19 protein-coding genes are annotated in these 13,896 nt (G+C 35.4%); 1 reads left to right on the forward strand and 18 read right to left on the reverse strand.

Annotated features, from left to right (window positions below; genetic code table 11):
- Nucleotide 1 precedes the first annotated feature (1 nt).
- From xseB to OLD84_RS10745, 18 genes are all read right to left on the reverse strand, one after another.
- Nucleotides 2–232 carry an exodeoxyribonuclease VII small subunit gene (gene xseB, locus OLD84_RS10660; protein ID WP_209462889.1) on the reverse strand — a complete coding sequence of 77 codons (231 nt, stop codon included), beginning with the start codon at nucleotides 230–232 and terminating at the stop codon, nucleotides 2–4.
- Nucleotides 225–1,574, reverse strand: coding sequence for an exodeoxyribonuclease VII large subunit (xseA, locus tag OLD84_RS10665; RefSeq protein WP_209462890.1), 1,350 nt, complete (start codon nucleotides 1,572–1,574; stop codon nucleotides 225–227). The genes xseB and xseA overlap by 8 nt, the downstream gene beginning before the upstream one ends.
- Entirely contained in the window at nucleotides 1,571–2,425 is an 855-nt protein-coding gene (folD, locus tag OLD84_RS10670) for a bifunctional methylenetetrahydrofolate dehydrogenase/methenyltetrahydrofolate cyclohydrolase FolD (RefSeq protein WP_209462891.1), read from the reverse strand. The genes xseA and folD overlap by 4 nt, the downstream gene beginning before the upstream one ends.
- Nucleotides 2,426–2,440: 15 nt before the next feature.
- Nucleotides 2,441–2,821: a transcription antitermination factor NusB gene (gene nusB, locus OLD84_RS10675; RefSeq protein WP_209462892.1), complete on the reverse strand. Its 381-nt coding sequence runs from the start codon at nucleotides 2,819–2,821 to the stop codon at nucleotides 2,441–2,443.
- 125 nt (nucleotides 2,822–2,946) lie between these two features.
- Nucleotides 2,947–3,345, reverse strand: a complete 399-nt coding sequence (locus OLD84_RS10680; protein WP_209462893.1) for an Asp23/Gls24 family envelope stress response protein — start codon at nucleotides 3,343–3,345, stop codon at nucleotides 2,947–2,949.
- A 76-nt stretch (nucleotides 3,346–3,421) separates the two neighbouring features.
- The gene (accC, locus tag OLD84_RS10685; protein WP_209462894.1) at nucleotides 3,422–4,780 is read right to left on the reverse strand and encodes an acetyl-CoA carboxylase biotin carboxylase subunit; all 1,359 of its coding nucleotides are present in this window, start codon (nucleotides 4,778–4,780) and stop codon (nucleotides 3,422–3,424) included.
- A gap of 13 nt (nucleotides 4,781–4,793) precedes the next feature.
- A complete protein-coding gene (accB, locus tag OLD84_RS10690; RefSeq protein WP_209462895.1) occupies nucleotides 4,794–5,291 on the reverse strand; it encodes an acetyl-CoA carboxylase biotin carboxyl carrier protein in 498 nt (165 codons plus the stop codon).
- 242 nt (nucleotides 5,292–5,533) lie between these two features.
- Nucleotides 5,534–6,106, reverse strand: coding sequence for a SpoIIIAH-like family protein (locus OLD84_RS10695; RefSeq protein WP_209462896.1), 573 nt, complete (start codon nucleotides 6,104–6,106; stop codon nucleotides 5,534–5,536).
- A gap of 14 nt (nucleotides 6,107–6,120) precedes the next feature.
- A complete protein-coding gene (gene spoIIIAG, locus OLD84_RS10700) occupies nucleotides 6,121–6,753 on the reverse strand; it encodes a stage III sporulation protein AG (protein WP_245301533.1) in 633 nt (210 codons plus the stop codon).
- The gene (spoIIIAF, locus tag OLD84_RS10705; protein WP_209462898.1) at nucleotides 6,750–7,370 is read right to left on the reverse strand and encodes a stage III sporulation protein AF; all 621 of its coding nucleotides are present in this window, start codon (nucleotides 7,368–7,370) and stop codon (nucleotides 6,750–6,752) included. Before spoIIIAF ends, spoIIIAG begins: the two co-directional genes overlap by 4 nt.
- A gap of 10 nt (nucleotides 7,371–7,380) precedes the next feature.
- On the reverse strand, nucleotides 7,381–8,562 hold the full coding sequence (gene spoIIIAE, locus OLD84_RS10710; protein WP_209462899.1) for a stage III sporulation protein AE: 1,182 nt from the start codon (nucleotides 8,560–8,562) through the stop codon (nucleotides 7,381–7,383).
- Between the two features lie 38 nt (nucleotides 8,563–8,600).
- Entirely contained in the window at nucleotides 8,601–8,993 is a 393-nt protein-coding gene (spoIIIAD, locus tag OLD84_RS10715; protein ID WP_209462900.1) for a stage III sporulation protein AD, read from the reverse strand.
- A 5-nt stretch (nucleotides 8,994–8,998) separates the two neighbouring features.
- Nucleotides 8,999–9,205 carry a stage III sporulation protein AC gene (spoIIIAC, locus tag OLD84_RS10720; protein ID WP_209462901.1) on the reverse strand — a complete coding sequence of 69 codons (207 nt, stop codon included), beginning with the start codon at nucleotides 9,203–9,205 and terminating at the stop codon, nucleotides 8,999–9,001.
- A gap of 24 nt (nucleotides 9,206–9,229) precedes the next feature.
- Nucleotides 9,230–9,742, reverse strand: coding sequence for a stage III sporulation protein SpoIIIAB (gene spoIIIAB / locus OLD84_RS10725; protein ID WP_209462902.1), 513 nt, complete (start codon nucleotides 9,740–9,742; stop codon nucleotides 9,230–9,232).
- Nucleotides 9,687–10,664, reverse strand: coding sequence for a stage III sporulation protein AA (spoIIIAA, locus tag OLD84_RS10730; protein ID WP_209462903.1), 978 nt, complete (start codon nucleotides 10,662–10,664; stop codon nucleotides 9,687–9,689). The genes spoIIIAB and spoIIIAA overlap by 56 nt, the downstream gene beginning before the upstream one ends.
- Nucleotides 10,665–10,938: 274 nt before the next feature.
- A complete protein-coding gene (efp, locus tag OLD84_RS10735; RefSeq protein WP_209462904.1) occupies nucleotides 10,939–11,496 on the reverse strand; it encodes an elongation factor P in 558 nt (185 codons plus the stop codon).
- Between the two features lie 33 nt (nucleotides 11,497–11,529).
- Nucleotides 11,530–12,591: a M24 family metallopeptidase gene (locus tag OLD84_RS10740; protein ID WP_209462905.1), complete on the reverse strand. Its 1,062-nt coding sequence runs from the start codon at nucleotides 12,589–12,591 to the stop codon at nucleotides 11,530–11,532.
- 116 nt (nucleotides 12,592–12,707) lie between these two features.
- Nucleotides 12,708–13,235, reverse strand: coding sequence for a YqhR family membrane protein (locus tag OLD84_RS10745; RefSeq protein ID WP_209462906.1), 528 nt, complete (start codon nucleotides 13,233–13,235; stop codon nucleotides 12,708–12,710).
- A gap of 270 nt (nucleotides 13,236–13,505) precedes the next feature.
- Here OLD84_RS10745 and OLD84_RS10750 point away from each other — a divergent pair, with 270 nt between their 5' ends.
- Nucleotides 13,506–13,880 (forward strand): SA1362 family protein, encoded by a 375-nt coding sequence (locus tag OLD84_RS10750; protein ID WP_209462907.1) that lies wholly within the window; start codon nucleotides 13,506–13,508, stop codon nucleotides 13,878–13,880.
- Nucleotides 13,881–13,896 lie beyond the last annotated feature (16 nt).

Genomic DNA, 13,896 nt, shown 5'->3' on the forward strand with positions numbered 1-13,896 from the left:
GTTATTCTTCCTCCTGGATTTCAAACTGCTCAAGTTCTCCTTGCTCATTCATAATTTGCGTCATTTTATCTTGAACATTTTTTAATTTGTCATTACATTGTTTTGTAAGGGTCATTCCCTCTTGGTAATAATTAATTGCTTTTTCTAAAGGGACGTCCCCTTCCTCCAATTTTTCAACAATTTCTTCAAGTTTCTTCATTGCCTCTTCAAAGGTGTTTTCTTCTTTAGTCATGATTATCCCCCTCTACATCTAACACTTTAGCATGAAGCTTACCATCACTTACATTTACAGTGATTAAATCGTTAACATGTACTTGTTCAGTGGATTTAATTATAGTACCCGCCGTCGTATACGGTAATGCAAACCCTCGTTTCATTGTTTCCAATGGATTTAATAAAGTCAGCTTCTCTATTATATTAGATAATTGCATTGATTTTCGTTCAATAATTTGCGACATGTATTGATTCTGTTGCCTTATCTGCTGGTTTAATTGTTTTTTGGATTGTTCCAGCTGTTTTCTTGGATGCTGTGCAGCTAAACGTGTATAGAGATTTTTATATGCACTGCCCTTTTTATCCATATGAGTTAAAATAGCACGTTGAAGACTTTCAACATGTTTGTCCAGTTCTTGTTCTTTTTGTATAACGAGTTGTCCTGGATAACGAAATGCATAAGATTGTTTCATCGCCTGTAAACGACTCTTTTGTGTTGTAAGATTTATGTTCATTTCTCTTGTTAAAGAACGTTCAATAGAAACGATTCTATCTTTTAATTCGATTTGTGAGGGTACCACTATCTCTGCGGCTCCTGTAGGTGTTGGTGCACGGAAATCAGCAATATAGTCACTAATGGTGACATCTGTTTCATGCCCTACAGCAGATATTATCGGAATGGTTGACTTGAATATAGCCTCCGCGACAATTTCCTCATTAAAACTCCATAACTCCTCAATTGATCCTCCACCACGACCAATAATCAATACATCAAACATATCTTTGGTATTTGCTGCATCAATTGCATGCTTAATAGATGCTGGTGCATTTGCCCCCTGGACAAGGACTGGTATAACTGTTGTCTTCACAATCGGATACCTTCTATTGATTGTTGTAATAATATCACGGACTGCTGCCCCAGTTGGTGAGGTTATGATCGCTATATGCTTTGGATAGGATGGGAGCTCCTTTTTATAACGGTCATCAAAATAACCCTGTTTATGCAATTTTTCTTTTAATTGCTCATAAGCTAAATAGAGCGCACCAATACCGTCCGGTTCCATGTGCTGAATGTATAATTGGTATTGCCCAAAAGGTTCAAAAACACTTATTTCCCCTTTAATTAATACCTTCATCCCATTTTCAGGTCTAAATTTTAGAGAACGATTATTACCAGCAAACATCACAGCTTGTACTCTTGTTTGATCATCTTTAATCGTGAGATACATATGTCCACGGCTATGATGTTTAAAATTGGAAATTTCCCCTTTGAGCCAAATGTTTTTCAAATGAGGATCCGACTCAAATTTACGTTTAATATATTTTGTTAGTGCTGTAACTGTCAAATAATTATCTTTCACTTTTCTGACAGTCCTTTTGCTGCTTTTATTGTGTTTTTCAATAGCATCGTTATGGTCATTGGACCAACACCCCTTGGTACTGGTGTAAGATATGATGCTTTCTCTTTCACACTATCAAAATCAACATCCCCCGTTAAGGAACCATCTTCTAAACGATTAATTCCAACATCAACGATTATAGAATTGTTTTTAATGTCACCTTCTTTAATCACATTTGGTTTTCCTATTGCTACTATAAGTATATCAGCTTTAGCTGTATACTCTTTTATATCTTTAGTTTTTGAATGACAGTATGTAACAGTAGCATTTTCATTGAGTAATAATTGACCAATAGGCTTTCCTACGATGTTACTTCGGCCAATTACAACGGCATGCTTCCCTTCTATCTGAATATCCTTTGATTTAAGCATCGTTATAATGCCATAGGGTGTACAAGGAAAAAAGGTATCTTCACCTGTCATCATTCGACCAATATTAACAGGGTGAAAACCGTCTACATCCTTCGTTGGATCAATCGCAACGGTTATTTGCTTTTCGCTAATATGATCTGGTAGAGGAAGTTGAACCAATATTCCATGAACTGTAGGATTATCGTTTAATTCTTTAATTAAATGTAGAAGGTCATTTTCTGTTGTAGAAGTAGGCAATTCTATAACATCAGAAGAAATACCTGTCTCACTACAAGCTTTTTGTTTACCTCTAACATAAGATTTTGAAGCGGGATTGTCGCCTACAATGATTACGGTTAAATGTGGTGTCAACCCTTCGTTTTTTAATTCTGTAACTTCCTCTTTCATGCTAAGTTTTAGTTCTTGTGCTAGTTCTTTGCCATTAATAATGGTAGCTGACATGGCAACCATCCCCTTTTACGCTATAATTTTAGATAATACGCCATTAATAAATTTACCAGATTTATCATCGCCGTACATATTCCCTAATTCAACTGCTTCATTTATAGATACATTTATCGGGACTTCCTCTAGAAACCGTATTTCATATGTGGAAATTCTTAATATTGATTTCTCAACAGAAGCAATCCGCTGTAACGTCCAGTTTTCCAGATTATCTGCGATGATTTTATCAACTTCTGGTATAGATTTTGTAACGCCTTTAACCAGTGTTATTAAAAACTCATCACGCTCTTCTTTTTCTAAGAATTCCTCAATAGCCTGTTCTGGCTCATTATCATTGATATCTAATTGAAAAAGGATTTGAAATGCCTTTTCTCTTGCTTCATGTCTATTCATCTTTTTATTACTCCTTTTAGCATATCTATTACAAATAATACCACGATTATATAGCTTAAGCCAGAAACAATAATGAAAATAAATCAAGGTCAAAAGATAGAATCTTTTGACCTTAACCATTATCATTATTCATACATATTTTCAGCATTGTCTTTACTATCCATTTGAATACCAACGACATGGACATTTATTTCATCGATTTCTAAAGCTGTCATGCTTTTTAATGTCTGTCTAATACTTGATTGCAGGTTTTGTGCAACTTGTGGTATAGAAACGCCAAAATTTAATATAACATAAAGGTCAATTAAAATCCCGTTATCGGTTAATTCGACTTTAACACCTTTACTGTGGGCTGTTTTTCCAAATCTTTCGGCTACACCTGAAGCAAAATTACCTCTCATAGCAAAAAGACCTTCCACTTCTGTAGAAGCAATACCTGTAATTACTTCAATTACTTCTGGCGCTATTTCTACTGTTCCTAAACCAGAATCATCACTAACATTAAGTAATGGCTGTTCACTCATTTTCTCACTCCTCACATTGTACGTAATGAAAATAGAGATCCTTAACAGTTATCCAAGAGAATGTTCTCCCTAAATTCTAATCATTCTTTTCTAAAATAGGATAGTCATCCAGAAAATTTGTATTATAATCTCCTTTTATAAACACTTCATGCTCCATTATTAACCGGTGAAATGGAATAGTTGTATGGACCCCCTCAACGACGAATTCATCCAGTGATCGCTTCATTCGTTTTATTGCTTCTTCACGAGTGCCCCCGTATGTAATCAATTTGGCAATCATGGAGTCATAATATGGTGGTATTTTGTAACCAGAATATGCAGCTGAATCGATTCGTACACCTAGACCACCAGGTGGAAGATACATTTCTATTTCACCAGCTGAAGGCATGAAATTTTTAAACGGGTTTTCAGCATTAACCCTGCATTCAATTGCCCAACCTCGAAATTCAATTTCCTCTTGTTTAAAAGATAAGCTTTCCATATTAGCGATGTTTATTTGTTCTGTGATTAAATCAACACCTGTAACCATTTCTGTAACCGGGTGCTCTACCTGAATTCGTGTATTCATCTCCATAAAATAAAATTCTTTGCTTTTTCTGTCGAATATAAATTCAATCGTACCCGCACCGTGATAGTCCACAGCTGATGCTGCTTGAACAGCTGCTGCACCCATCTTCTCTCGTATTGCAGGAGTTATTGCCGGAGACGGCGTTTCTTCTATCAGCTTTTGCAACCTTCTTTGGATCGTACAATCTCTTTCCCCCAAGTGTACTACATTGCCATGTTTATCTGCCAAAATTTGAATTTCAATATGGCGAAAGTCCTCAATGTATTTTTCAATATACACACCAGGGTTTCCAAATGCTGTTTCAGCTTCTTTCTGCGTCATTTGAATACCTTTAATTAGCTCTTCTTCCGTTCTAACTACACGAATACCTTTACCACCACCACCAGCAGTAGCTTTTATAATTACCGGGTAACCAATTTCATTTGCTGTTTCGATTGCGTGTTGCTCATCGTTAATTATTCCATCGGAACCTGGAACAATTGGTACATTTGCTTCTTTCATAGTTTCTCTCGCAACATCTTTTATTCCCATTTTTTGAATTGCTTCAGGACTAGGTCCGATAAATATAATATTACAAGCCTTACATATTTCAGCGAAGTCAGCATTCTCAGCTAAAAAACCATACCCAGGATGGATTGCATCGACTTGTGTTAATGTAGCCACACTCATGATATTAGTAAAGTTAAGATAGCTATCTTTACTTAATTTTGGACCAATACAATAAGCCTCATCTGCTAATTGTACATGCAATGCTTCCTTATCTGCCTCTGAGTATACAGCGACTGTTTCTATTTCTAATTCTTTACAGGCCCGTATAATCCGTACCGCTATCTCACCTCTGTTAGCAATTAACAGTTTTTTGATCAACTTACTCCACCCCTTAATGCTTCTTTACTCTAAATAACGATTGGCCGTATTCTACTAACTCGCCATCTTCTGCCATAATTTCAACAATCTCACCAGATACCTCAGCCTCAATCTCATTAAATAGTTTCATGGCTTCAACAATACAAACGACAGTATCATTTTCAACCTTACTGCCTTTGCTTACATAGGCATCGCTTTCTGGTGTTGGCGCTATATAAAGTGTTCCCACCATTGGTGATACAATTTCATAATCATAGTCAACATTGCTTTCCTGTTGTGGATCTGCTACTTTATCTGGCTGCTTTTCTTCTGTTACCTTTACAGTCTCTTCCTTACTGATTTCTGGTTGTTGCTCGATGCGATCGATTGTTTTATTGGTAACTTGTTCACCACTATCCCCATTTGCCTTTTTTAGCGAGACGCTGGTTCCGTTCGATTCATAGTTGAATTCGTTGATAGATGATTGATCAACTAGTTTAATTATTTCCCGTATTTCTTGTACTTTTAACATTTCGGCACCCCTTCATTTTTATCTGAAAAATTATTATTAGGTACTAACATTTCCTCTTAACATTTTACGATAAACAATCACCAAACATCAAGATAAACCTTATTGACAGTTATCGATATATTAACTACTGTATAAATCGCTTTCAATAGTAAAATTATAACAATGTTGGATGGGTAATGCGAATAGTTTGTTAAACATTAAAAATCTGGACGGCTATCAGCGCCGTCCAGTTACTACATACTTTATTCTTCTTCGCTTTCAGTTGGTTGAAAATTAACATTTGTATTCACTTCACCAAATTCATCTCTCACCATTTGCATAATATTGACAACCTCTGTTTCAGACAAACTATCTACTTTTACGTGAACATGCACTTTTTCATCATCGGAATCAGAACGTACTAACACATCTTGATAATCCGTAGTCCCCATTATTGTCTCTTCTAGAATCGTTTCATTTGTGGAAGCTTGCTCCAGCACATCAATATCTTTTAAAGCTTGATCTTTTTCTTCTGAGGAAGCAGTACTCGATGCCACAACATCATTTAAGCGATCTTTTTTCATACTTCTGTCATCCTGAATTTCCATCCTTAACGTGGTAAATAACTCATCTTGTCCCAAATTAGTAATATCTTCTACCTCAGCTTCAGCCTCATCTTCAATTCCAGGTGCGTCCGTTGTCATCGTTTCTTCCGTTTCATTCTGCCCATCATCAATATAAGCTAGTTCCTCACTATCCGAAGTCATATAATAGACACTCAACACAATCATTAAACTTAGCATTGTTAATAACCAAACCGTTTGTTTTTTTAACATATATTTTTCCTCCCTTAATTTCTTGGCATTACAGAAACTCTATGTGTTGGAACATCAAGCACACGTGAAATTGACTCAACCATCCAATTTTTTACATTAGAATTATCAGCACCTTTTGCTACCACAAATACGCCTCTCACATCTGGTTTCTCTGTTTGTGTTAATAAAGGTACCTCCTGATCGCCTTGCCTAACTAAAACGACCTGTGTTTCTTCCGTGTTGTCCTCTACTTGTCTGGTACCACCATTACTATCATCTTCATCCGTAGTTTGTCCGCTTATTACAAGGTCTTTCTCATAAACTTTTACATTCGTAGAGTCGAGGTTCACCATCACTTCAGCTTCTGACACTCCTTGAATTTTGTTTAGCATATTTTCCAAATCTTTTTTGAAGCTTTCTTCTAGTTCATCTACATCAGCTGTAGCAGATACTTCTTCTGAACTAGTTTCTTGTGAATCTTGTTCCACTTGATTTTCAAAATCAGTGTCCATGTTGGACTCCTCTGGTGATGAAAATACATTTCCTAAAATAAGCAGCAGTAGTCCAACTAAAGCAAGAACAATTATATATCCTGTTTTTTTGGATGGAGTTTTCGAATTGTTATCACTATCTTTTGATTGAAAAAATTTTCCGAATTTTTTTATCAAGATGTCCCTCCCTCCCATATAATCGTGATTTCTTTATTATGCAGTTCCCATACTTGCGTTAATAAGCCCGTTATTTGTTCATTATCCTGTCCCTCTTCCGTAATAATTGGATCATCTGTATTAATTTCCACATCCTCTACTAATTCCACTGTTCCCTCCTCATCATCTGATTCGCGTAGATAAACAATGACTTCTTCCAAATTCTCATAGGTGTAATCCTCTTCTGATGAAAATAGAAAGTTTACATCTGTGATTTCTGCTTGGTGCTCTTCCAATAAAGGGTCACTCGCTAAATCTTTTAATTGGACAGCCATTTGTTCTAAAATATATGCATCTTGTGACACTTCTATTTCACTTTTTTGTAATTCCATTAAATTTTCTACTGAGTCATCATTCAAATTATCCTCAAAAACCTGTGAGAATGAGGTTTCCAGTTCATCTTGAATATTTATATTAAACAGATAAAATATTGGCTGCAATAAAATTAAAATCAAAATTAAACCAACGACCAGTTTAATGTATTTTTTCATGTGTGTGGACGGTATTATTAAATCGATCACCGCTGCCAATATAAGAAATATTACGATTTGTGTAACCCATTGTATAAACACATCCATTTGAACCATCCTATCGTAAGAGCAACGTAATATTACTAGCTACAACAATAATTACAATAGCAAGTAAAAACATAAAAGATACAGCTAATAAACAGGCAAAAACATAAATAATATAGTTGCTGATTGTGTTCAGACTAGTAATAACAGGACCATCCCCAATCGGTTGTAAGACTGCAGCAGCTATCTTATAAATAATTGCAATGGCAAAAATCTTGATTGCTGGAAACAGAGTAAAAAAAACAATTATAATCAAACCCACTACTCCAACAGCGTTCTTTAATAGCAACGTAGCACTTAAAATGGTATCTGCTGCATCCGTAAATGTCCGACCCACAACAGGAATAAAATTTCCTGTTATAAATTTTGCTGTTTTCATAGCGACCCCATCTTGAATAGCACTAACGGCTCCCTGTACAGACATAACTCCTAGGAATATCGTAAAAAAAACTCCAAGTGTCCCCATTCCTACGGTCTTAAATAAATTTGCTAAATGCGTCACTTTATAATCATCACTTAGACTACTTACGATTAATAGCAACGCTGACATAAATAAAAGTGGTATTATAAAGTTAGATATAAGAATACCGCTAAAATTAACCAAGAAAATGATAATCGGATGAAAGAATGATACCGCTACTACATTTCCAAATGTGGCCATCAATCCCAGAACTAGTGGTAAGAGCGCAATCATAAAACTGCTCATCGTATCTATTGCTTCTGTAGCATACGAAACTGCTGAATAAAAACTGTTCAACGCTATAAATATAAGTACGATATAAACCACGAAGTAAGCCACTTTACTAATCGCACTACGCTCAAAAGCATTATGCATGGTTTGCAGAATACTGGAAAACAATGTGAGCATTAATAATAAACCAAGTAATCTACCATTTTGAATAATTTCATGAAAAAAATAGTCGACAAAACCTGTTACTATATTTTTTAAAGAAAATGATCCACCATTCTTAATTGCGTCATAAAGACTTGTCTTTTCAAGCTCAGGTAAATATCCTCCATAATCATTTATTAATAGATTCCAATATTCTTGAACGCCTTCTAATGAGACTTCATCAAGAAGAGCATCCTCTACTTCATCTGTTTCTTGCTCGGCAGATGCCACAGAACTAGCTAGAAAGGGGGAGATCAATGTTATTAAAATAATAATTAGTAGTTTGTTAAGAGTAGGTCTCATTCATTTACTTTCTCCCCCCTTAAAATCAATTTTCATGATTATGTTGTAGGTAAGAAACTTATGATAGCTTCTATTAGAGCTGTAATTATTGGCACTGCATGTAATAAAATGAATATTTTCCCAGCTAACTCAATATTTGACGCAACGGAACTTAGACCAGCATCCCTCGTTATACTAGCACCGATTTCTGCAATATAAGCAATACCTATAATTTTCAATATCGTTTCGAGGTACATCCCGTCAATATTTGCTCTCTTGCCTAACGAATCAACAAGTTGAATAATGGTTCCAATTTGTTGAATGACAACGAAAATAATAATAATACCTGTGATTAAAATTAAGAAAAAAGCAAATGAGGCATTTAAATCTTTTAAAATGATATATAAAATAGTTGCTATAATCCCTAGTGTTACGATTTGTAAAATATCCATGTATTCTACCCCTGGAAAAGAAATACAGATCTAATCTGTTGAAATAAATCAGAAAGGCTGCTTACAACGACAACAAGAACAATAATAAATCCTAAAAGTGTAGCAAATTGCGCAATCTCTTCTTTCCCCATCTGTTTTAGGATCGTATGAATAATCGCAACAATAATTCCTATTCCAGCAATTTGAAATAAAATGGATGCGTCGGTTAGCATAGATGTCCCCCTATTCCGCTAATTTCATAAGAGTAGCAATACGATGAATACCCCGCATAAAAACCCTAAGCTTTTCGCCATTTTGCTATATTTAAATTGATTGTCCCTCGCTTCTTCTAGTTCACGATTAAGATGAGTAACTGTTAATTGAATATGTTTTTGTTGCTGATGAAAATCATGTTGACCTAGCGTCCTGCCGAATTGTTTCAAGATTTCACCTTCATTGTTTCCTAACGCTGATTCCTTCAATAGTACATTTATATGTTTATCCCAAAGGGCAACCAAATCATTGCTATCTTCCACCATGTCAATGCTTAAGTTCTTGAAAAAAGGCTTCATTGGATGCGGAATTTGGGTAGCAATTGTTGTAAATGCATCTTTTAGTGGCAATTGACTATAAAGAATTTCAGCTTCCAATATTTGCAATGCATTCTTCACTTGTCTAATATGCTTTGGTCTTTTGCTCAAATTTTGACTCCATTCAAACCCTATCCAAGTTGTTGTGCCTATGAAAAGAAGTGCTCCAATCCACTTCATCCGGTAAGCACCCCGTTTTCTTTAAAATATTTTCTTCATTTTGATTATAAATTCGCTGAATATGACCTGGATGATTCTGCTTTTCTAAAAGAATGGTACGTTTGAATACGTTTTGTTGAAATAAAGGATATAACGATGGACGTTTCTTTAGATCCTCTAATGTTTCTCCATGTATGGTACAAATTACATTTACACCTGCATTGATTGCTTCCATTAATGCCTCTACATCTTTCGTGTTGCCTATTTCATCTACTACAAGAACGTCTGGTGACATGGATCGAATCATCATCATCATTCCTTCGGCTTTCGGGCATGCATCCATTACATCTGTTCTAAGACCTAAATCATGTTGTGGAACCCCTTTTATACAAGCTCCGATTTCTGAACGCTCATCAATTACGCCTACTTTTTGCGCATCAACATTACGCCAACCTGTTGAAATCAATCTCGTAGCATCTCGTATTAACGTTGTTTTTCCAGTTTGAGGTGGTCCGACAATTAGTGTATTTAGATAGTTTTTATGATACATATAAGGAATGATTGATGATGCAGCCCCAATTTTTTCTTTAGCAATTCGAATATTTAAAAATGTAATATTTTGAATCGCTTTGACGGATCCACTCACCGTATTTACTTTGCCGGCTAGCCCTACACGATGACCACCTTCAATCGTAATATAACCTTCTCGAAGCTCGTCCTCCATTCGATATAATGAAAACTCACTTAATTGATTCACTATAAATATACTGTCATCCTTATTTGGCTTGGTACTGGATACCCATTCCGTTTTCGTATCAAAAATAAGTTCAATAGGATGATGCAACCGAAAACGAATTTCCTGTAATAGATTCCATCTATCAGCAATCTTCACTTGCAGAGCCTGTTTTATCTCGGATGGGAATAATTTTAAAATCTCATTCATAGAGCATGTCCTCACTTTTTAGTAGTAGCTTTATAGTATATGTATGTACGATTAAGCAAAATATGATTAGTTAAATTAGTCTTTAGAAAAACTCGACTGCCGCCTTGTCTTTTTCAGTTGTTAGAAGTCAGGGCTCGGAAATCGGCGAAATAGTCGATTTCACTATCTAAACCTTCTATCCAAATTGGAATGTTTTATATTTTCCCTATTTATTAACCAAAAAAAACAGCCTTCCATAGAGGAAGACTGTTTGCCTGAATTTATTATATTGTTGTTACGCCCTTGAAACATACTTCCCCTCTGTTGTACTAATAAGCAACACATCTGCTTGATTGATAAAAAGTGGTACTTGTACAACAAGACCGGTTTCCATCGTTGCAGGTTTTGAACCACCACTAGCTGTGTCCCCTTTAACACCTGGTTCCGTTTCCGTTACTTCTAATTTGACGTTCTTAGCTAGATCCACACCGAGAACTTCTCCTTCATAGGTACTAACTTGAACTTCTGTATTTTCTTTCATAAATTTCAATTCATATTCGATGTCACTGGTCTGTATTTCTATCTGTTCGTATGTGTCCGTATCCATAAATGCATGCATGTTACCAGAAGCATATAAATATTGCATTTTTTTACTCTCAATGTGTGCTTTATTGACTTTTTCTCCACCACGGAATGTCTTATCTTGAATGTTTCCGCTTCTTAAATTACGAAGTTTAGAGCGAACAAATGCGGCACCTTTTCCTGGTTTAACATGTTGAAATTCCAACACTTGCCATATATCATTTTCTACCTCAATTGTTAAACCTGTCTTAAATTCATTTACTGAAATCATGTTTAATTACCTCCCCTAACATAAGAACAAGCATTATAGTTGTATTAATTCTTTTGGAGCAAATGTTAATCGTTCATTTCCTGTCTCTGTAAGAACGATATCATCTTCTATTCTGCATCCACCCACACCAGGGATATAAATACCCGGTTCAACCGTGACAACCATGCCTGCCTCAAGTTTTTTATCCGTTTTAAAAGACAGCCCTGGGCCTTCATGCACTTCAAGACCTAACCCATGACCTGTGGAGTGTCCAAAATAGTCCCCGTATCCTTGCCCTTTAATATAATCGCGTGTTAAGGCATCTGCTTCTTTTCCAGTAATGCCTGGTTTAATTCCATCAACACCTCGTACATTTGCTTCTAGTACAGTGTTATATATTGCTTTAAGTTCACTACTAATTTCCCCGACAGCAACAGTTCTGGTTATATCTGAACAATATCCATGATATAACGCTCCAAAATCAAGTGTTACCAGCTCTCCAGATTGGATTTCTTTATCTGATGCAACCCCATGCGGAAGTGCTGAACGATTACCAGAGGCAACAATTATATCGAAGCTTGATGACGTGGCCCCTTGCTTTCTCATAAAAAATTCAAGCTCATTTGAAATATCAATTTCCTTAGCACCCGGTTTTATGTATGCCTGAATATGTTCAAAAGCATCATCAGCAATTTTTGCAGCCTTTTTCATAATAGATAGCTCGTCAGTAGATTTTACTAAGCGAAGCTCTTCTACCAATCCACTAACAGGGATTAGTTCTGTATCAATAACTTGTTTATATTGCTCATATTTGCTGTATGTTACATGATCCTTTTCAAAACCAAGTTGTTTGACATTCATCTCATTTAATTGATTACTTATCTCCATGTCCAATGATTGCTTATGTTCTACTATATTGAACGCATCTATTTCCTCATTAGCCTGCTCCGTGTATCTAAAGTCTGTTATAAACCGTGCGTCTTCTCTGCTCACAATTGCTACTCCTGCTGTTCCAGTGAAACCAGTAATGTACCGTCTGTTTATTGCACTTGTAATCAGAATCGCATCCAGGTTACTAGCTTCAAGTTTCTTTCTTAACTTTGTTAGTTTCCCCATGTCCTCATCCCCTTCTGTTTCTTCATGCTTCTTAAAGAGTACTCATTTACTACGTTAATCTTAAGTTTATCATAAAAGAAATCATTTGAATAACGTTACTCTGTTATATTAAGCAACTAATTACCATTTGCCTGTTGTTGCTCTTGCTTTTTCTCTTTTAATTTCATATCATGATAGTCATAGGATATGGAATAACCAATAAATGTTCCATATATAATAAATAAACAAAGCGTTGATACAATCGTGTTTATATCTAGATCCATAACTGGTGGGACATTTGTGAAGATTGGTTGCAACACAATAAAAAGTATACCCCACAAGATACCACCATACGCAACTCCCATCCACATGGAGTTTATCTTTTTTAGTATACCGTAATAAATAAAAGCCACAGCTATAGAGATTATCCCTACTAAGAAAATAGATACAAGATCTCCCAGCCACCCTTCTGTCCACTCTAACGTTGTCCACGCTCGTAATACATAGCTTTTAGGGGATACTTCAGAGAAATTGAAATAGTACATAATGATCCCGAATAAACTCCCTATCAGTCCCCCAACGAAACCAGTTATAAAAGTTCTTGATAGTATCGACATGGACTCCTCATTGTTATCTTGTTCTAATTGTATGTTTTTCTCACTCATAATAGCCACCTCCATCATGTATTATGACCAAAGATGAACATTTTATAATTTATAGAAGTGAAAATTAATAAAGTCGAATACTAGTTATCATGCATCTTTTCTAATAAAATAGAAATAATAAGTTAAGAAATGAAGAAAATAACAAGGGGATGCATATTTTAATCAGAATTGGGAAACAGTATAGTAGTGTATTTTTTAGCAGATAGGAAACTAACATGATGTCACGTTTTCTAATCTAATAATGAATGGAGAGAAAGGAGGACTTTTTTGATGGCACGTAGTAAACTTTCCGTATTAATTTATATACTGATTGGCCTAGCAGTCGTGGGAGTTGTATCGCAGCTTTTTACAAATACAATAAACTTTCTAACCAATATTATTATAATGATAGCGATTGGTGTGGCAATCTTTGCTGCATTCTATTTTATTTTTTTCAGAAAAAGAAATCCTTCTAATTCAAATGAAATGAAAAAATACAAGAAAGCCGTTAAGCACTCTAAAGCTAAATACAAAGACAATAAAACAGCCATTACGAATAAAAAGCCACAATCAATACAATCAAAGAAAAAACTAAACAAACGTGCAACACATCTACGAGTAATAGATGGAAATAAACATAAGAAAAAAGATCGTGCTACCTTTTAATAGGGAGCACGGTCTT

The organism is Virgibacillus natechei, assembly GCF_026013645.1.
GTDB classification, from domain to species: domain Bacteria; phylum Bacillota; class Bacilli; order Bacillales; family Amphibacillaceae; genus Virgibacillus_L; species Virgibacillus_L natechei.